Annotated in this window: 17 protein-coding genes and 1 other RNA gene; 5 read left to right on the top strand and 13 right to left on the bottom strand. The window is 72.0% G+C overall.

Translation table 11 applies throughout. From position 1 onward, the window contains the following. Positions 1–55: 55 nt before the first annotated feature. The 7 genes from ACOJV9_RS13220 to ACOJV9_RS13190 all read right to left on the bottom strand — a co-directional run bounded on the left by ACOJV9_RS13220 (position 56) and on the right by ACOJV9_RS13190 (position 7412). Complete coding sequence (locus ACOJV9_RS13220) at positions 56–1042, bottom strand: zinc metalloprotease (RefSeq protein ID WP_420185683.1); 987 nt, start codon at positions 1040–1042, stop codon at positions 56–58. A gap of 129 nt (positions 1043–1171) precedes the next feature. Then, positions 1172–2149, bottom strand: a complete 978-nt coding sequence (locus ACOJV9_RS13215; RefSeq protein ID WP_420185682.1) for a zinc metalloprotease — start codon at positions 2147–2149, stop codon at positions 1172–1174. Positions 2150–2287: 138 nt separating this feature from the next. Continuing rightward, positions 2288–2599, bottom strand: a complete 312-nt coding sequence (locus ACOJV9_RS13210) for a DUF3039 domain-containing protein (RefSeq protein WP_420185681.1) — start codon at positions 2597–2599, stop codon at positions 2288–2290. A gap of 29 nt (positions 2600–2628) precedes the next feature. Then, positions 2629–3189: a YqgE/AlgH family protein gene (locus tag ACOJV9_RS13205; RefSeq protein ID WP_420185680.1), complete on the bottom strand. Its 561-nt coding sequence runs from the start codon at positions 3187–3189 to the stop codon at positions 2629–2631. Further along, positions 3179–5446 (bottom strand): DEAD/DEAH box helicase, encoded by a 2268-nt coding sequence (locus ACOJV9_RS13200; RefSeq protein WP_420185679.1) that lies wholly within the window; start codon positions 5444–5446, stop codon positions 3179–3181. Before ACOJV9_RS13200 ends, ACOJV9_RS13205 begins: the two co-directional genes overlap by 11 nt. A 117-nt stretch (positions 5447–5563) precedes the next feature. Continuing rightward, positions 5564–5932, bottom strand: coding sequence for a VanZ family protein (locus ACOJV9_RS13195; RefSeq protein ID WP_420185678.1), 369 nt, complete (start codon positions 5930–5932; stop codon positions 5564–5566). 4 nt (positions 5933–5936) lie between these two features. Continuing rightward, on the bottom strand, positions 5937–7412 hold the full coding sequence (locus ACOJV9_RS13190) for an NAD-dependent malic enzyme (protein WP_420185677.1): 1476 nt from the start codon (positions 7410–7412) through the stop codon (positions 5937–5939). A gap of 76 nt (positions 7413–7488) precedes the next feature. On the opposite strand from ACOJV9_RS13190, the gene ACOJV9_RS13185 reads away from it, so the two are divergent. Beyond that, positions 7489–8109, top strand: a complete 621-nt coding sequence (locus ACOJV9_RS13185; protein WP_420185676.1) for an SIMPL domain-containing protein — start codon at positions 7489–7491, stop codon at positions 8107–8109. After that, positions 8106–8738 carry a hypothetical protein gene (locus tag ACOJV9_RS13180; RefSeq protein ID WP_420185675.1) on the top strand — a complete coding sequence of 211 codons (633 nt, stop codon included), beginning with the start codon at positions 8106–8108 and terminating at the stop codon, positions 8736–8738. Before ACOJV9_RS13185 ends, ACOJV9_RS13180 begins: the two co-directional genes overlap by 4 nt. On the opposite strand, the gene ACOJV9_RS13175 is transcribed toward ACOJV9_RS13180, so the two are convergent. The 3 genes from ACOJV9_RS13175 to ACOJV9_RS13165 all read right to left on the bottom strand — a co-directional run bounded on the left by ACOJV9_RS13175 (position 8666) and on the right by ACOJV9_RS13165 (position 11010). After that, positions 8666–9562: a phosphatase PAP2 family protein gene (locus ACOJV9_RS13175; RefSeq protein ID WP_420185674.1), complete on the bottom strand. Its 897-nt coding sequence runs from the start codon at positions 9560–9562 to the stop codon at positions 8666–8668. The two genes, ACOJV9_RS13180 and ACOJV9_RS13175, sit on opposite strands and share 73 nt — an antisense overlap. A gap of 88 nt (positions 9563–9650) precedes the next feature. Beyond that, positions 9651–10018, bottom strand: a transfer-messenger RNA (tmRNA) gene (gene ssrA, locus ACOJV9_RS13170). A 134-nt stretch (positions 10019–10152) separates the two neighbouring features. Next, complete coding sequence (locus ACOJV9_RS13165) at positions 10153–11010, bottom strand: SDR family oxidoreductase (RefSeq protein WP_420185673.1); 858 nt, start codon at positions 11008–11010, stop codon at positions 10153–10155. Positions 11011–11116: 106 nt separating this feature from the next. Between ACOJV9_RS13165 and ACOJV9_RS13160 the strand changes: the two genes are divergently transcribed. After that, positions 11117–11494: a winged helix-turn-helix transcriptional regulator gene (locus tag ACOJV9_RS13160; RefSeq protein ID WP_420185672.1), complete on the top strand. Its 378-nt coding sequence runs from the start codon at positions 11117–11119 to the stop codon at positions 11492–11494. A 25-nt stretch (positions 11495–11519) separates the two neighbouring features. Here ACOJV9_RS13160 and ACOJV9_RS13155 read toward each other — a convergent pair whose 3' ends face one another. Beyond that, positions 11520–11945, bottom strand: coding sequence for a hemerythrin domain-containing protein (locus ACOJV9_RS13155; protein WP_420185671.1), 426 nt, complete (start codon positions 11943–11945; stop codon positions 11520–11522). A 144-nt stretch (positions 11946–12089) separates the two neighbouring features. On the opposite strand from ACOJV9_RS13155, the gene ACOJV9_RS13150 reads away from it, so the two are divergent. Continuing rightward, complete coding sequence (locus ACOJV9_RS13150) at positions 12090–15482, top strand: pyruvate carboxylase (protein ID WP_420185670.1); 3393 nt, start codon at positions 12090–12092, stop codon at positions 15480–15482. A gap of 78 nt (positions 15483–15560) precedes the next feature. Continuing rightward, positions 15561–15734, top strand: coding sequence for a CsbD family protein (locus ACOJV9_RS13145; protein WP_420185669.1), 174 nt, complete (start codon positions 15561–15563; stop codon positions 15732–15734). A 191-nt stretch (positions 15735–15925) separates the two neighbouring features. On the opposite strand, the gene ACOJV9_RS13140 is transcribed toward ACOJV9_RS13145, so the two are convergent. After that, a complete protein-coding gene (locus ACOJV9_RS13140) occupies positions 15926–16459 on the bottom strand; it encodes a type 1 glutamine amidotransferase domain-containing protein (protein ID WP_420185668.1) in 534 nt (177 codons plus the stop codon). Positions 16460–16598: 139 nt separating this feature from the next. Further along, positions 16599–18557, bottom strand: a complete 1959-nt coding sequence (locus tag ACOJV9_RS13135; protein ID WP_420185667.1) for a DUF2207 domain-containing protein — start codon at positions 18555–18557, stop codon at positions 16599–16601. Between the last annotated feature and the right edge of the window lie 2 nt (positions 18558–18559).

Here is an 18559-nt window from a genome sequence, read left to right as displayed (position 1 = left end):
GCTGGGGGTGCGGCCGCTCGTCGAGCCCGCGCCGCTGCGGGGCGACGCGTGCCGGTCAGGCGGCGCGGAAGGCCACCCAGGAGTGCTGCATCCGCTTGCGCTGGCCCCCGCTGAAGTGGTTCATGCACGAGTCCGTCGTGTAGTCCATGAAGTTCCTCACCGGGTCCAGCCCGGGCAGGCCGCAGCTGTCGCGGCCGACGGGGCAGCCGCTCGCCGGGCTCGCCTCGGCCGGGGTGTCGAGGACGTAGTCGTTGATCCGCGAGCACCCCCCGCGGAAGGTGTGGTGCAGGTTGAGCCAGTGGCCGACCTCGTGCACGGCCGTGTCACCGAGGTTGTAAGGGGCGGCCGTCCCGCCCGGCAGCGCGGCGTCGAGGAGCACGACGCCGTCCATGGCGCTCGGGGTGGAGGTGGGGAAGGTCGCCCAGCCCAGCAGGTCGTCCGCGAGATCGGCGGTGTAGATGTTGAGGTCGTCCATGCCACCCACGTGGAGCGCGGACTTCATCGCCCGCTCGGGGGCGCCGCCGTAGGTCAGATCGGTGTACCAAGCGCCGTTGTCGGTCCTCGAGGTGCTCGCGAGCCGGAACGAGAACCCCGACCCGGCATACGCGGCATTGAGCACGTTCACCTGCTGGGTCACCACGGCAGCACTGACCGCCCCCCGCGAGCCGCTGGTGATCGTGTGCCAGTGCACGTCGACGACGACCGGGGCGAAGGTCGCCGTGGTGGCCGTCCTCGCCGTGGTGCCGGTCGTGCCGCGGGTCGTCCGGACACCCTTGGTGGCCCGCGTGGCGAGTGCCTTCGTGAGGCTGGCCTCCATCGAGCGGGCCTGCCATGCGGAGACGTCGTGCGGGTCCTTGGCCCGGGTGCCGCGCCCGGCGGCGGCAACGCCCGCGTCCGACCCGGCGGCCGACAGGCACTGGAGGGCGAGGGCGTCGAAGGCTCCGGGAGCAGCGGCGGCCTGCCCGGCGCTCCACCCCAGGGAGGCCGTGCCGATCACCAGGGCCGCGAGGACGGCGCACCGTCGGAGCAATCGAGTCGGCATGGTGGACCTTCCTGACGTGGGTCCCCCGCGGCCCCGTGGTGAGCAGAACCTACCGCGTGGGCCGGACAGGCGGGAGGGCCCGCCGTGACGACGGGCCCTCCCTCACCACACCTCGGCCGAGGTGGGGCGTCAGCCTCGGTAGGCGACCCAGGCGTTCTGCATACGGGTCTTCTGCCCGGTGCTGAAGTGGTCCATGCAGACGTCGGTCGTGTAGTCCATGAAGTTCTTGATCGGGTCCAGGCCCGGGAGCGTGCACGTGTCGCGGCCCGTGGGGCAGCCGGAGGCCGGGCTGGCCTCGGCCGGGGTGTCACCGACGTAGTCGCCGGCCGTGTCCGAGCAGCCGCCCTGGAACGTGTGGTAGAGGTTCAGCCAGTGGCCGACCTCGTGGGTGCCGGTGTCGCCCTGGTTGTAGGGCGAGGCCGTGCCGCCGGGCAGGCTCTCGTCGAGCAGGACCACGCCGTCCATGACGTCGGTCCTCGACTTCGGGAAGGTGGCCCAGCCGAGCAGGCCGCCGGCGAGGTCGGCGGTGTAGATGTTGAGGTCGGCCTTGCCACCGACGTGCAGGCTCGTCTTCATGTCGCGCTCGGCGCGGGTCCCGTAGTCGAGACCGTTGTACCAGGCCGGGTTGTTCGTCGTGGTCGTGCTGGCCAGGCGGAACGAGAAGCCACTGCCCGAGTAGCCGCTGTTGAGCACGCTGATCTGGCTCGCGATCTCCGAGGAGCTCAGCGCACCGCGGCTGCCGTCGGTGATCGTGTGCCAGTGGACGTTCACCGCGACGGGGGCGAACACCGCGGTGCCGCCACCGGGCTTGCGGGCCTCGCCGGACGGGCTCTTGGTGTAGCCCTTCGCTGCGAGGGCGGCGCTGAGCCGGTCCTCCATCGAGCGGGCCTGGGCGGGGCTGACGTCGTGCGGGTCGCGCGCGCGGGCGCCGCGCCCGGCGACGGGCGCCTCGTCGGCGTGCACGTCGGTGGACGCGCACTCGGCGGCGAGGCCGCGGTCACCGGCCGTCGTGACGGCCGAGGCGCCCGTGGCTCCCAGGCCCAGGGTGGCGGCCGACATGATCGTCGCCGCGAGGATCGCGACGGGCCGCAGGGTGCGAACAGACATGTGGTGGTCCCTTCAGGGTTCCCCCGGACCGGATGGGACCGAGTCCTTCGAACCTGCCACGCACCACCGGTCTCCGACCCCTCGAAAAGTTCAGGAGTGGGTCAAGGTTTGGCAAAGGGCTGAGCCGCCTGCGACGCCTCAGTCCTCGCCGTCCTGCGGTGCCCGCAGACCCTGGTAGATCTCCTTGCAGACCGGGCACACGGGAAACTTCTCCGGGTCGCGCCCGGGGATCCAGACCTTGCCGCACAGGGCGGTGACGGGCTCGCCGGAGAGGGCGGACTCGAGGATCTTCTCCTTGCGCACGTAGTGCGAGAAGCGCTCGTGGTCCCCCGGCTCCTGGAGCTGCGGGATGGTCTCCTCGCGCTCGAGCACGGCCGTCTGGGTCGACGGGCCGGACGGCTGCTGCTCCGGGGTGCGGGGGTCGTGCTGCGGGGGCTGCGGCTCACTCACCCCGCCAGCGTCTCACACCGACCGAGCGCTCAGTTGAGCTCCGGGTCCGGCGGGTAGAGCGCGACGAACGCGAGCTCGCTGCGCTGCCGGCGCAGGACCTGCTCCCAGAGGTGGGCGGGGTCCGCGGTGAGCAGGTCCCCGGGGGTGGAGTCGACGACGTACCAGGACCCGCGACGCAGCTCGCTCTCGAGCTGCCCCTCGGACCACCCGGCATATCCGGCGAAGATCCGCAGGCCGCCCACCTCCGGCATGACGAGCAGCGGAGGGGTGTCGAGGTCGATGATGGCGACCGACCCGAAGAGCCGCTGGCTCCCCGGCGGCAGCCCGTCGTCGCCCGCGACCGTGACGAGGCCGAGCGCCGAGTCGACCTGCACCGGGCCGCCCTGGAAGAGGGTCTGCGGCACGGCGATGTGCTCACCCCAGCCGGGCAGGACGGCGTCGACCTCGGCACCCAGGGGCTTGTTGAGCACGACCCCCTGGGCGCCGTCGTCACCGTGCTGCAGCATCAGGATCACGCTGCGGTGGAACACCCCGTCGTCGAGCTGCGGGGTGGAGACGAGGAGCCGTCCCGTGGTGCGGTCAGCGGTCACGGTTCCATTCTGCACGCCGACCGGAGCCGCGTCGCTCCCCGCCGCGGGGGCCACCCTGGCTGCCCTGGTGGCTCCGCGAGGCACCCTGGAAGCGGCGGGGCGGACCACCGGGGCGACGACCCCGCTGGGGCTTGGCCTCGAGCAGCGGCTGCCACTGCTCGTCGGGCACCGGGATCCCGGACGGCGCCCGGCCACCGGCGGCCTCGACGTTGTGGTCGCCGGGGATGACGCGCACCGGGACGGTGTCGAGACCGGCCTGCTCGGCGAGCCGGGCCATGGTGCGCTTCTGGTGCGGCAGGGCGAAGGTCACGACGGTGCCCTTCTCCCCCGCGCGGGCGGTGCGGCCGGCGCGGTGCAGGTAGTCCTTGTGGTCCGCGGGCGGGTCGGCCTGGAGCACGAGGCCGATGTCGTCGACGTGGATGCCGCGGGCGGCGACGTCGGTGGCGACGAGCACGGGAAGCGACCCGTCGCGGAAGGCGCCCAGCGCCCGGTTGCGCAGGTTCTGCGAGAGGCCGCCGTGGATGGCCGCCGCAAGGACGCCCTTCTCGCGCAGCTCACGGGCGATGCGGTCGGCGCCGAGCTGGGTGCGCACGAAGACGACCGTGCGGCCGTCACGGGCGGCGAGCTCGGCGGTGAGCTGCTTCTTGTTGTTGGGGTCGATGAGCATGATGTGGTGGCTCATCGTCGTCACGCTGGCGGTGACGTCCTCGGTCGAGTGCGTCACCGGGTCGGTGAGGTAGCGGTCGACGAGGGTGTCGACGCCCTTGTCGAGGGTCGCCGAGAAGAGCAGCCGCTGCCCACCCGTGGGCACCTTGTCGAGGATCGCGGTGACCTCGGGCAGGAAGCCCATGTCGGCCATGTGGTCGGCCTCGTCGAGGATCGTCACCTGCACGTCGTCGAGCTCGACGGCGCCGCGCTCGATGAGGTCGGCGAGGCGGCCCGGGGTGGCGACGAGGATGTCGATGCCCTTGGCGAGCGCCTTGACCTGCGGGTCGTAGGACAGCCCACCGGCGACGAGCTTGTGGCGCAGGCCGGTGACGTGGACGAGCGGCTCGAGGGCGTCGCTCACCTGCATCGCCAGCTCGCGGGTCGGGACCATGATGAGCGAGCGCGGGCGCTTGCTCGCCGGCCGGGTGCCGTCGGCGAGGCGGGTGATCGTCGGAAGGCCGAACGCGAGCGTCTTGCCGGAGCCGGTCTGGCCGCGACCGAGGACGTCGCGACCCGCGAGCGCGTCGGGGATCGTCGCGGTCTGGATGGGGAACGGCGAGGCGATCCCGTCGCGGGCGAGGCGCTCGACGAGGCGGGCGTCGACGCCGAGGGCGGCGAAGCCGTTGTCCTCGGTGACCTCTGCGGGACCGGTGGACTTCTTCGACTCGTACTTCACCCACGTGTCGGCCTGGGCGCGCTCGGCCTCGGCCTCCTCGAAGGTGCGGGGCTGCTCGGGCAGGTCGTGGCGGCGCTCGTCGTAGTGGCGGCCCTCGTGGCGGTCGCGACGCACCGGGTCGGCGACCCGACGCGCCGGCGAGTCGCCCTCGCGGCGGAAGGGCGGGCGGCCGTCGCGGCGCTCGCCGTAGGTGGGACGGCTGCCGCGGTCGTCACGGCGGGGGCCGCCGTAGCCCGGACGGTCGCCCCGCTCGCCACGCTGCGGACCGCCGTATGCCGGCCGGTCACCACGGTCGTCACGACGGGGCGCGGAGGAGCCGCGGTCGTCACGGCGCTGCCCGTAGGCCGGACGGTCGGTGCGGTTGTCGCGGCCCTGGTAGCCGCCGCGGCTCTCGGTGCGGTCGTCGCGGCGCTGCCCGTACGCCGGCCGCTCGCCGCGCTCGGGACGGTCGGTGCGGTTGTCGCGGCCCTGGTAGCCGCCGCGGCCCTCGGTGCGGTCGTCGCGGCGCTGCCCGTATGCCGGCCGCTCACCGCGGTCCTCACGTCGCGGTCCGGAGGAGGGACGCTGGCTGCGCTCGTCGCGCCCCTGGTAGCCGCGGTCGTCACGGCGCTGGTACCCGCCGCGGTCGGCGCCGTCGCGGGAGTCCCGGCGTTCGGGGCGGTCCGGACGGTCGGAGCGCTCGGCGCGCTCGGGCCGGGCGGCGCGGTCCTCGCGGTCCCAGCGCGGGCTGCGCTCGGAGCGCGCAGCCTTGGTGCGCGACGGGCCGTCGGGCTGGCCACGGTGGTGCTTCTTCGGTCCCTTGGACTGGGCCGCGGCCTTCTGCGACGAGGTCCAGCGCGGCTTCTTGGAGCCGGGGGAGGTCTTCTTGGGCATGGGTGTGCACTCGCTTCGAGTCGTTGGGAGGGGCGTTGACGGCCCTCCACGACGACTTCTGTGTCAACGAGATCCACGGGCAGCACGCAGGCGCCAGATGTGACGCAAGGATCCAGACTACCAGCGGTCGCGGTCCGGGCCGGCATCGCGACGACCGACCGCGAGCGCCGCGAGGACACCGAGACCGACGCCAACGAGGTCCGCCACGGCGTCCCACGGGTCGCCGGCCCGCTCGGCCAGCAGCCGGGCCTGGACGATCTCGCTTCCCGGAGCGTGTAGCGCGGCGGCGGTCACGACGACCGCACCCGGCAGGCGGGCGAGCAGGGCGAAGAACACGGGAAGGGCGAAGACGGCGGCGTGCACCAGCTTGTCCCCGTACGGGAACGACCCCGAGCCCACTCCCGACGGGGCGTAGAGGACGACGAGCTGGAGCACCACCGCCACGAGGGCGGGGACGAGCGCCCAGCGGCGGGAGCGGGAGCTCACACCGTCACAGGGGCGTCGACGTGGACGAGGTCGCAGCCGCAGCGGCGGCTGCGGCGGTGGCCGAGGCCTCCGCCGAGGGCACGCGCTTGCCGGTCGCGGCTGCCGCGACCGCCGCCGCGACGACCTCCGCGACTCCCGGGTGGAAGACGCTCGGGATGATGTAGGTGGCGTTGCGCTCGTCGTCCTTGACGACCGCCGCGAGCGCGTCGGCCGCGGCGAGCAGCACCTCGGGCGTGAGGACCTTGGAGCCCGAGTCGAGCAGCCCGCGGAAGACACCGGGAAAGACGAGCACGTTGTTGATCTGGTTGGCGAAGTCCGACCTCCCGGTCGCCACGACCGTGGCGTGCTTGGCGGCCTCGACCGGGTCGACCTCCGGCGTGGGGTTGGCCATGGCGAAGACGACGGCGTCCTCGGCCATCGTCGCGATGTCGTCGCCGGAGAGGATGTTCGGGGCGGAGACGCCGAGGAACACGTCGGAGCCGGCCAGTGCCTCGACGAGGGTGCCGGACAGCCCTTCGGGATTGGTGTGCTCGGCGATCCACGTGTGGTTCGGGTGCTCCCCGGACACGACGTCCTCGCGGCCGAGGTGGATGACGCCGTGCATGTCGGCGACGACGACGTTGCGGGCACCGGCATACAGCAGCAGCTTGAGGATCGCGGTGCCGGCGGCGCCGGCACCGCTCATGACGAGGCGGACGTCCTCGAGGCGCTTTCCGACCACAGCGAGGGCGTTGCGCATCGCCGCGAGCGCGACGATCGCCGTGCCGTGCTGGTCGTCGTGGAAGACGGGGATGTCGAGCTCGGCGCGCAGGCGCTCCTCGATCTCGAAGCAGCGCGGAGCCGAGATGTCCTCGAGGTTGATGCCGGCGAAGACCGGCGAGATCGCCTTGACCGCGGTGATGATCTCCTCGGTGTCGGTGGTGTCGAGGCAGATCGGGAAGGCGTCGATGTCGGCGAAGCGCTTGAACAGCGCCGCCTTGCCCTCCATCACCGGCATCGCGGCGAGCGGCCCGATGTTGCCCAGACCGAGGACCGCGGTGCCGTCGGTGACGACGGCGACGGTGTTGCGCTTGATCGTCAGACGCCGGGCGTCCTCGGGGTTCTCGTAGATCGCCATGCAGACCCGGGCCACGCCGGGGGTGTAGATGAGCGAGAGGTCGTCGCGGTTGCGGATCGGCACCTTGGACTCGATGCGGAGCTTGCCGCCGAGGTGCATGAGGAACGTGCGGTCCGAGACCCGCCCGATCTCGACGCCGTCGACGCGGCGCATCTGCTCGACGATCTCGTCGGCGTGCTCCGGGTCACGGGTCATCAGGGTCACGTCGACGCGCACGCGCTCGTGGCCGGAGGCGGTGACGTCGAGGCCGGTGACCACCCCACCCGCCCGCTCGACCACCCCGGTGAGCTCGCTGACGGCGGTGGCGCGCGCGGGGACGACGAGCCGGACGGTGACGGAGTTGGCGGCGGAGGGAAGGCCCATGGGCACGATTCAACCCGCTACTGGCGAGTTCGACGCTATCGACCCGCCTGCGGAGGCCGCCCCTACAGTGGCCCCCATGACCGAGCACGTCGAAGTCACCGGCCACGGCACGCACCACGTCGTCCCGGACCTCGTCATCGTGCGCGCCCGCGTGCAGTGCGACGCCACCGAGGTCGCGGCGGCCCTCGACCAGGCGTCCTCCCGCACGGCGGCCGCGCTCCAGGCCGCCGCTGACCACGGGGTCGAGGCTCGTGACCGCCGGACCGACGACGTCGGCATCCACCCCCGGCACGACCAGCACGGGCAGTCGGTCGTCGGCTACACGGCATACCAGGCACTTCATCTCACGGTCCGCGACCCGAACCGGGTGGGCGCGCTCCTGCAGGCCCTCGCGGGGGCGGCCGGCGACGCGCTCGCGGTCGACGGGGTCGAGATGGGGGCGGAGCCCAGCCCGTCGGCGCTCGAGGCGGCACGCGAGGCGGCGTTCGGCGACGCGAGGGCCCGGGCCTCCCAGTACGCCACGCTCGCCGGGGCCTCCCTCGGTGCGGTGCTCACCATCCGCGAGGGCGGGCTCGAGGACTCGCATCCGCGCCCGATGATGTCCCGCGCCGCCGACGCCTTCGCCGGGTCGATGCCGGTCGAGGGCGGCACCCACGCGGTGTCGACCTCCGTCACGGTCCGGTGGGAGCTGGCGTGAGCTGGCTCGACGCGCTGGGCTGGTTCGGGTCCGCACTGCTCGTCTTCTCGCTGCTACAAGCACGCATCCTCCGCCTGCGCCTGCTCAACACCGTCGCCTGCGCCATCCTCACGGTGTTCAACGCCCTCATCGAGGTGTGGCCGATGGTGGCGATGAACGTCGTCCTGGCGGCGATCAACCTCTGGTTCATCGCGAGGATGCTCCGCGAGAGGAACGACGCCGACGCCTTCCGTGTCATCGAGGTCGAGGAGGACGACGCCTACTTCCAGCACTTCCTCGACGTCGAGCGCTCCGAGATCGCCACGTTCAACCCCGGGTTCTCCGGTGTCACCGAGTCCGCCTCACGCTTCGCCTACCTCGTGGTCCACGAGCACGAGACGGTCGGTGTCGTCGTCGTCCGCGATGCCTCCGACGGCGTCGGCCAGGTCGAGCTCGACTACGTCACCGCGCGCTACCGCGACTTCACGCCCGGCGAGTTCGTGTGGCGCCACAGCGGTCTGTTCGCCGGCCACGGCTGGCGCACGATCCGCACCCCGGACACCATGGTGGGCGCCTACTACGAGCGGCTGGGCTTCCGCCGCGACGGCGACGCCTGGGCCCTCGACATCGCCGGTGTCGCCCGTCCCTGACCGTCGCCCCGGCGGTGCCGGTCCAGCGTGACCTGCACGCGGTGGCCGGTGACGACGCTGGCCAGCCAGGCAAGCCCCACCGCCCAGCCCGCGACGACGTCGGTGAGCCAGTGGTGCCCGAGGAAGACCCGCGACAGGCCCATGAGGACGATGAGGAGGCCGAGCACGAGGACGACGACCGCTCGCCACCGCTTGCGGTTGATCCAGAGCGCGAACAGGTATGCCGTGAGCCCGAGGATGACGGTCGCGTTGAGCGTGTGCCCCGACGGGAAGCTCGGCGAGGACTCGAACGGTGGCACCGCGAGCGACTCCGGCGGTCGGGCGCGGCCGGTGAGCTGCTTGCCCGTCACGGTCATGGCCAGCGACCCGAGGCTGGCGATGGCCATGAGGATCACCGGCGTCCACCGGCGCCACACGAGCGCGAGGCCGCCGGCGACGAGCACGGTGAGGATCGGCATGACGACCGGTCCGCCGACGTCGGTGAAGTCGGTGGCGAGCTCGGACCGGAAGGGGGTGCGGGCGGCGACGGCGGCGTCGAGCACCGGCTGGTCGACGACCGAGATGCCGTCACGGCCGACGACGTCCTCGTAGACCTCCCCCGTCACGGCGGCCAGGCCCCACACGAATGCGAGACCCGCACCGGCGGTGAGGAGCAGCGCCACGTTGGAGACCGACCAGTGGAAGAGGCGGGCCAGCACCTCGGCGGCGCGGGCGACCAGCCGGACCAGCAGTCGGCCCGCGGCCGTGGGCCAGTGGGCAAGGTCCCGGGTGCCGACCCGCTCCTCGTCGTGGGGTGCGGGTCGCGGGGAGGCAGCGGACGGCATACGAGATCGTCACACATCCGGACGCACGAGCACCCGGCGCGGTCAGCAGGGCTGACCGACCGGGTGCCGGGCGGTGGGATGACCACGGTGGTGGAGGTGGCGGGAATCGAACCCGCGTCCACTGACGGAAAACCAAGACTTCTCCGGGTGCAGTGCGCTGTGGATTTTCTCGGCCCCAGGGCTCGCGCGCACACGTTCCCTGACAGGCCCAGTCGGATTGGAGTCCCGCGCCACCCCCCGACAAGGGTGACGCAGCAAGTTCTCTAGCTGACGCCAGACACTGAGACGAGAACGAGCTCAGGCTGACGGACTTCGGAGCTCGCTCAGGCGGCGAGGGCGAAGTCGGTGCGCTTGGAGTTGGCACCTATTGGTTTGCACGGATCGTTAACGAGATAACCGTGCATCCTCGACCCGCTTCCCTTGATCCGCCGATCAATGTCGAAACCGATCACCCCCGTGAGGGGGCTCATCCCACGCTGTTCAGTTGTGTCCGACGATGACAACGCCGGCCGTGTCCCCAGTATGCCGGGTGGTCCCGACAGCGACCAACCGGATTGCTCGACCTGCCCACCCGTGGTGCGGCGGAGGTGTCAGACGGCAGTCGCGACCGCCTGGGCCAAGGGGGTGGTCGGGCGGCCGAGAAGCCGCGAGAGGTCACCGGTCTCGACGAGCAGCGCGCCCTGCCTGAGGCCGTCGTCGCTGGAGGCGAGCGCCCGGGCGTAGCCCTGGGGCAGTCCCGCGCCGACGAGCGCCGCGGCGTAGTCCGCCACGGTGAGATCGCGGTAGGCCACCGGCATCCCGGACTGCGCGGAGAGCTCGGCCGCGTACTCCGCGAGGGTGAAGGCGTCGTCGCCACCGAGCTCGTAGACCTGCCCGGCGTGGCCGTCCCCGGTCACGACGACGGCAGCGGCCTCGGCGAGGTCGGCGCGGGTCGCAGCGCTCACCCGCCCCTCCCCCGCGGCGCCGAGCACCGCGGCGTGCTCGAGCTGCACGGGCACCTGCGCGGTGTAGTTCTCGACGTACCAGGAGTTGCGCAGCAGCACGGTGGGCAGACCCGATGCGGCCAGCGCCTCCTCCGTGGCCCGGTGCTCGTCGGCGAGGGCGAGCGGGGAGGTGTCGGCACGCACGATGCTCGTGTAGGCGACGAGCTCGACCCCGGCGCGGACCGCGGCGTCGACGACGTTCTGGTGCTGCTCGACCCGGCGGCCCACCTCGCTGCCGGAGATGAACAGGAGGCGGTCGACACCGGCGAGCGCCGCATCGAGGGAGGCCGGGTCGTCGAAGGTGCCCGTGCGGACGGTCACGCCGCGCTCGGCGAGGTCGCCCGCCCGGCCGGCGTCACGGACGAGGGCGACGACGTCGATGGCGGCGACGCCGCGGGCGAGGAGGGCGTCGATGGCGAGGCGGCCGAGCTGGCCGGTCGCACCGGTCACGAGGATCGTGGTCATGGGAGGGGCCTTTCGAGGGGACGGACGAGCAGTGACACCCGGTCAACAAGCCGCACGCCGGCATACTTCCCCTCAGTTAGTACCCACTTTCAGGTAAGGTACTGGCATGTCAGTGAGCACCCCCTTGCGCGAGTACTTCCCGGACGGCGTCTTCGCCGCGGGCTGCCCGAGCCGCACCGTCCTCGACCACGTGATGAGCAAGTGGGGGCTGCTCGTGCTGTTGGCCCTGGCCGACGGCGAGCCGGTGCGCTGGAGCCAGCTGCGCCGGCGGGCCGAGGGGGTCAGCGAGAAGATGCTGGCCCAGACGCTGCGGACGCTGGTCGCGGACGGGTTCGTGCACCGCGACGCACGGCCGGTGGTCCCGCCTCACGTCGAGTACTCGCTCACCGCACGGGGCGTCGAGCTCGGGGCCCTGCTGCAGCCGCTCATGGTGTGGATGGTGCAGCACGCTCCCGACATCCTCGAGGACGCCGCGGCAGGCTAGTGCGGCCCGGAGTCCGCGGCCGAGGTCACCCGACCGCGTGGACCCGGTCCCACGCCTCGCCGTCGAGGGCGATGGCCGCGGCCGGGAAGAGACCGTTCTCCTCCCGGTCGATGTGCCGGCGCAGCGCCACCTCGAACTCCGGCATCAGCTCGTGCCGGCCGGAGGCGATCGCCGTCAGCTGATCCCCCAGCCCGTCGTGCTCACCGCACAGCTGGTCCACCTCGTCGGTGAACTCACCGTCCCGGCGCAGCTCGGTGAACAGGGAACGCTCCTCGCTGGCGGTGTGCGGGTCCAGCAGGCCGGCGAGGGTCCGCGCGCTGACCTCGACCGCGGCGTCGTCCATCGAGGCGACCGTGCGGCGCAGGTCGCCCAGCGCGTTGACGATGTCCTCGTGCTCGGCCGTGAACCGGCCGAGGATCTCGATCGCCTGGCACCCGCAGTAGCTGCACACCCCTCGATGCTCCCACGCCTCGGCGCCTGTCCCTCGGCGACTCCACGAGCCCGCAAGGTCCGGACTGCGGTCAGTCCGTCTCGGTGCGTGAGAGGGGTCACTAGGATCGCGGCGACCGTCCGTACTCCTGCCTGGAGGTATGCCGTGTTCCGCAAGGTCCTCGTCGCCAACCGTGGGGAGATCGCCGTCCGGGCGTTCCGTGCCGCCACCGAGCTGGGCGCCAAGACCGTCGCCGTCTTCCCGCACGAGGACCGCAACTCCGAGCACCGGCTCAAGGCCGACGAGTCGTACCAGATCGGCGAGGAGGGACACCCGGTCCGGGCGTACCTCGACCACGAGAACATCGTGCGCGTCGCCGTCGAGTGCGGCGCCGATGCGATCTACCCGGGCTACGGCTTCCTCTCCGAGAACCCGCTGCTGGCCGAGGAGTGCGCCGCCCACGGGATCACGTTCATCGGCCCTCCCCCGCGGGTGCTGCACCTCACCGGCAACAAGTCCAAGGCCATCGCGGCCGCCAAGGAGGCCGGCCTGCCGACGCTGCGCGGCTCGGAGGCGGGCACCGACCTCGACGCCCTCGAGGCGGCGGCCGGTGAGATCGGCTTCCCCGTCTTCGTCAAGGCCGTCTCGGGTGGCGGGGGCCGCGGCATGCGCCGGGTCAACGACCCCTCGACGCTGCGCGACGCGCTCGAGGCGGCGCAGCGCGAGGCCGACGCGGCCTTCGGCGACCCCACGCTCTACATCGAGGAAGCCGTCGTCGACCCGCGGCACATCGAGGTCCAGATCCTCAGCGACGGGACCGAGGGAGAGCAGGGGGTGCTCCACCTCTACGAGCGCGACTGCTCGGTCCAGCGCCGCCATCAGAAGGTCGTCGAGATCGCCCCGGCGCCCAACCTCGACCCCGAGCTGCGTGACCGGATGTGCGCCGACGCCGTGCGCTTCGCGCGGGAGATCGGCTACGTCAACGCTGGCACGGTCGAGTTCCTGCTCGGCAAGGACGGGCGCTACGTCTTCATCGAGATGAACCCCCGCATCCAGGTCGAGCACACCGTCACCGAGGAGGTCACCGACGTCGACCTCGTCGTCTCGCAGCTGCGGATCGCCTCCGGCGACACCTTCGAGGAGCTCGAGCTGCGCCAGGAGGACATCGTCCTGCGCGGAGCCGCGCTCCAGTGCCGCATCACCACCGAGGATCCGGCCAACGGCTTCCGTCCCGACGCCGGCACGATCACGGTCTACCGCTCCGCCGGTGGTGGCGGCGTGCGGCTCGACGGTGGCACGGTGTTCGTCGGGGCTCGGGTCTCCCCCCACTTCGACTCGATGCTCGTCAAGCTCACCTGCCGCGGCCGCAGCTTCCCCATGGCGGTGCGCCGGGCGCGACGGGCCCTGGCGGAGTTCCGGATCCGTGGTGTCTCCACCAACATCCGCTTCCTCGAGGGTGTGCTCGCCGACCCCGTCTTCCAGGCCGGCGAGGCGACGACGTCGTTCATCGACGAGCGCCCCGAGCTGCTGACCAGGCGCACCCCCGCCGACCGCGGCACCAAGCTGCTCACCTACCTGGCCGACGTCACCGTCAACCAGCCCCACGGCGCGGCCCGCACGCACGTCCGGCCGCGCGCCAAGCTCCCCGCCCTCGACCCTGGTGCCTCCGTGCCGCCGGGCTCACGGGACCTCCTCCAGCGCGTCGGCCCCGCGGAGTTCGCCCGCCAGCTGCGCCAGCGGACGTCCGTCGCCGTGACCGACACGACCTTCCGCGACGCCCACCAGTCGCTGCTCGCCACGAGGATGCGCACCCGCGACCTGCTCCACGTCGCCGGGCACGTCTCGCACCTCACCCCCGAGCTGCTCTCGATGGAGGCCTGGGGCGGCGCGACCTACGACGTCGCCCTGCGCTTCCTCAGCGAGGACCCGTGGGAGCGCCTCTCGTTGCTGCGGGACGCCATGCCCAACATCCCGCTCCAGATGCTGCTCCGGGGCCGCAACACCGTCGGCTACACGCCCTACCCGACGAAGGTCACCGGCGCGTTCGTCCACGAGGCCGCGCGCACCGGGCTCGACATCTTCCGCATCTTCGACTCGCTCAACGACGTGGGCCAGATGCGTCCCGCCGTCGAGGCGGTGCTGGAGACCGGCACCGCGGTCGCCGAGGTGGCGCTCTGCTACACCGGCAACCTCAGCGACCCGGCGGAGACGCTGTACACGCTCGACTACTACCTCCGGCTCGCGGAGGAGATCGTCGGCACCGGGGCGCACGTGCTCGCCATCAAGGACATGGCCGGGCTCCTGCGCGCCCCGGCGGCACGCACTCTTGTCACCGCGCTCCGTGAGCGCTTCGACCTCCCGGTGCACCTGCACACCCACGACACCGCGGGCGGGCAGATCGGCACCCTCCTCGCCGCCATCGACGCCGGGGTGGACGCGGTCGACGCGGCCTGCTCCGCCATGGCCGGCACGACGAGCCAGCCGTCGCTCTCCGCCCTCGTGGCCGCGACCGACGACACCGAGCGGGCCACCGGGCTCGACATCGACCACGTCTTCGCGCTCGAGCCCTACTGGGAGGCGGTCCGTCAGCTCTACGCCCCCTTCGAGAGCGGCCTGCCCTCCCCCACGGGCCGGGTCTACTTCCACGAGATCCCGGGTGGGCAGCTGTCCAACCTGCGCCAGCAGGCCATCGCCCTCGGCCTCGGCGACCGCTTCGAGGACATCGAGGACATGTATGCCGCGGCGAACCGCATCCTCGGCAACATCGTCAAGGTCACCCCGAGCAGCAAGGTGGTCGGCGACCTCGCGCTCGCGCTCGTCGGAGCGGGCGCCGACCCGGCGGAGTTCGAGGAGAACCCGACGAAGTTCGACATCCCGGCGTCGGTCATCGGCTTCCTCGAGGGCGAGCTCGGCGACCCCCCGGGCGGCTGGCCGGAGCCGTTCCGGACCAAGGCCCTGCAGGGCCGCCACGGCACACCTCGCGACACCGAGCTGAACCCCGCGCAGGAGGCGGCACTCGCCGAGCACCCGCGCGCCACGCTCAACGAGCTGCTCTTCCCCGGCCCGACGAAGGACTATCTCTTGTCGACCGAGCGCTACGGCGACCTGTCCGTCCTCGGCACCGTCGAGTTCCTCCACGGGCTGGACCAGGGTCGCGAGTACGAGGTCGAGATCGAGGCCGGCAAGCGGCTGCTGCTCGGTGTCTCCTCGATCGGCGACGCCGACGCCAAGGGCATGCGCACCGTCATGTGCACCCTCAACGGGCAGTTCCGCCCGATCACCGTGCGAGACAGCTCGATCACCGTGGACGTCAAGGCGGCGGAGAAGGCCGAGCCGGGCAACGCGAGCCACGTGCCCGCACCCTTCGCCGGTGTCGTCACCCCTGCGGTCGCCGAGGGCGACACGGTCGCGGCCGGTGACGTGGTGGCCACCATCGAGGCGATGAAGATGGAGGCCAACATCACCGCACCGAGCGCGGGCACGGTCGAGCGCCTGGCGATCATCGGCGGTCACCAACAGGTCGAAGGCGGCGACCTTTTGCTCGTCCTCAAGGGTTAACCTGACAGGGCATCCGTGCGTCAAGACGCGGCGCCTCGAGGGTGCAGATCCCTTTCCGCACGACCAAGGAGACAGACCATGGGTATCGGAGACAAGATCGACAACATGAGCGAGGACGCCTCGGGCAAGGCCAAGGAGGCCACCGGCAAGGCGACCGACGACGAGCGTCTCGAGGCGGAGGGGCGCACGGACCAGTCGAAGGCCGACCTCAAGCAGGCCGGCGAGAAGGTCAAGGACGCGTTCAAGAACTGACGCGCCGACCACCCCGAAGGCCGGTCACCCCCGCGAGGGGGTGACCGGCCTTCGTCATGCACCCGCGAGCCGCCCGACATCCCCGGCCCTTTCGCGCCTGATCACGGAACGTGACCCTTCCCCCGGGAAATGTTCCGGGGGGAAGGGTCAGCTTCCGTGATGAGGCGGAAAAGGTATGCCGGGTGGCTGGGTCAGTCGGTCCCGCCGAGGGCGTCGAGGAGTGCTTTGGTGAAGGCGGGGATGTCGTCGGGGTTGCGGCTGGTGATGAGGTTGTCGTCGACGACGACCTCCTCGTCCTTCCACGTCGCCCCGGCGTTGCGCAGGTCGGTCTGCAGGCTGGGCCACGACGCGAGCGTCCGGCCCTCGACGACGCCCGCCTCGATGAGCGTCCACGGCGCGTGGCAGATCGCCGCGACCGGCTTGCCGGAGTCGACGAACGCCCTGACGAACGCCACGGCGTCCTCGTCCATGCGCAGGGTGTCGGGGTTGGCGACACCGCCGGGGAGGACCAGGGCGTCGTAGTCGTCGACCGACGCGTCCTTGACGAGGCCGTCGACCGGGCGGGTCTCGGCCTTGTCGAGGTGGTCGAAGGTCTGGACCGTGCCGGACTTCGTGCTCAGCAGCGTGGCGGAGTGCCCGGCGTCGGTGACGGAGTCCCAGGGGTCGGTGAGCTCGACCCGCTCGATGCCTTCGGGTGCGGTGAGGAATGCGATCTTCTTGGCCATGCCTCCAGACGATCATGGATCGACGCCGCCCCGCCACTCGGGACGAGTCGTGGGTGTCGCGATGCACGCGTTTGCGACGAAGGAGCAACTGAGCGTGTGTCGCGACGTGCACGACGACCGCACGCGCACAGTGGGAGGGCTACCAGGACCCGCCGCCGCCTCCCCCGCCGCCACCACCGGAGAACCCGCCACCACCCGAGAAGCCGCCGCCACCGAGGCCGGAGCCGCCCGAGGACCCGGGCGTCGAGACGAAGGTGCCGGCGGCCTGCGTCGAGAAGGACTCCATGCTCGAGGCGACGTGGCCGAAGTTCCAGCCCGTGATCGGTCCCGCGTACCACGTGGGCGCCGCGATGACGTGACCGGCAGCGGCGGCTGCGCCGGCGACCTCCTCGAACACCCCGGCCCAGCGGTCCGCGAGCCCGAAGACGATGGCGTACGGGAGGAATGCGCTGAAGACGTCCTGGGCCTCCTCCCACCGGATCTGGTTGGCCTCGGCCGTCGCGATGTAGCGCTCGAAGCCCCGGGCCTGCGCGAGCACGGCGCTTCCCTCGGCGGTGCGTGAGGCCATGCGCCGCCCGAGGACCTGCACGATGAGACCGGCGACGATGAGGCCGCCGCCGAAGACGAAGCCCAGGGCCACCAGCCGACCGCCGCCGAGCCCTTCGAGCGCGCCGGGGAGGAAGAACAGCGACAGCCCGCCGAGGACGAGCAGCAGGATCCCCAGACCGCTCCACGCGGCCCGCTGGGCGTCGGGTGAGCGGCGGAACCAGTGCCGCTGGACCGCCTCGGTGTACATCATGCTCTGGACCTGCTTGAGGGTCCCCGCGAACGTGTTCTTGAGCGAGGACAGGCGGTTGGTCGTGCCCGAGGCGAAGATGCCGTCGAGGAGGCGCTGCTCATAGGGGGCGAGGGCCGCGGCGCCCGCGGGAGGCGTCGTCAGCTGCAGCAGCCAGTCGTCACTGCGGAAGCGGCCCCGCTCCTCGTTGGTGATCGTGAGGTGGCCGCGGACCGCGAGGTCGATGAGCGTGGCGGTGACGTCGACGACGTCGGCCTTCTCGTCCATGACCGTTCCGACGAGCCCGGGCTGGACCCCCGCCGGGGGCGTGAACTGCACGGCCACGGTCGGCGCGCTCCCTCGCACGACCGGCGCCGTCTCTCCGGCGCCCGGCGTCAGCCCCGGGGTGAGCCCGGCGTAGACCTCGTCGCGACCGCGGGTCCAGACGAGGACGCCCATGAGTCCCGCGGCGAGGAGCGGGACGAGGACGCCGCCACCGACCAGGGCCGCGCCGACGTACTTCTGCTGCGCGTCCGAGAGCGAGGGTCCGGGGTCGTAGCCGCCGCCGTAGCTGCCGTCCGAGCCGGTCTCGCGCAGGTCGGGGGTGAGGTCGCCGAACGCCGTGCGCGGCCACGAGACGACGAGGGTCGCGCCCTGCCCCGGGTTGATGTCCGGGATGGTGAAGGTCGACGTCGCGCCGGCGGTGCCGGTGCAGGCCGTGTCCTCGCGGAGTGCGCCGTAGTAGCAGGCCACCCGGGTGGCGGGCCCGGGCCCGGTGACCTCTGCCGTCACCTCGCGGTAGACGTACTCGTTGGAGGGGTCGATGTGGTTGTAGTAGAGCTCGGCCGTGCCGTCACCGATGTCGTTGACGACGTTCCCGAGGGTGTAGCTGAGGACGTACTCATGCACGCCCGAGACCGTCTCGTCGCCGTTGCCGATGCGCACCTGCTCGTACGCCCCGAAGTCGGAGATCTCGACGTCCGTCGGCGCCCCCGTCGGCGACGACACCTCCACGTCGGACAGCTCGTAGTGGCGGTACTGCGTCGTCGACTCCTGGTAGCCGGCGCGGACCTGGATGGTGCGGAAGATGCCGTGGCGCTCCTCCCCCTCGGGGAAGGCCCAGCGGATGCGCTGGGTGACGTCCATCGAGCCGTCGCGCTGGACGGCATACGAGACGGCGAAGCCGACCGCGTCGTCGTCCATGGGCACGAAGCCGACGAGGGACGTCGGTCCGGGGGGCGCCGCGAGCGCCGTGCCGGCCGGGAGCAGGACGGCGAAGAGTGCCGCGAGGCACGCCAACCACACGCGCAGACGACGCGGCACCA

It is taken from the genome of Knoellia terrae (assembly GCF_048606435.1).
In the GTDB taxonomy this organism is placed as follows: domain Bacteria; phylum Actinomycetota; class Actinomycetes; order Actinomycetales; family Dermatophilaceae; genus Knoellia; species Knoellia terrae.
This window is presented reverse-complemented; position numbering and strand designations above follow the sequence as displayed.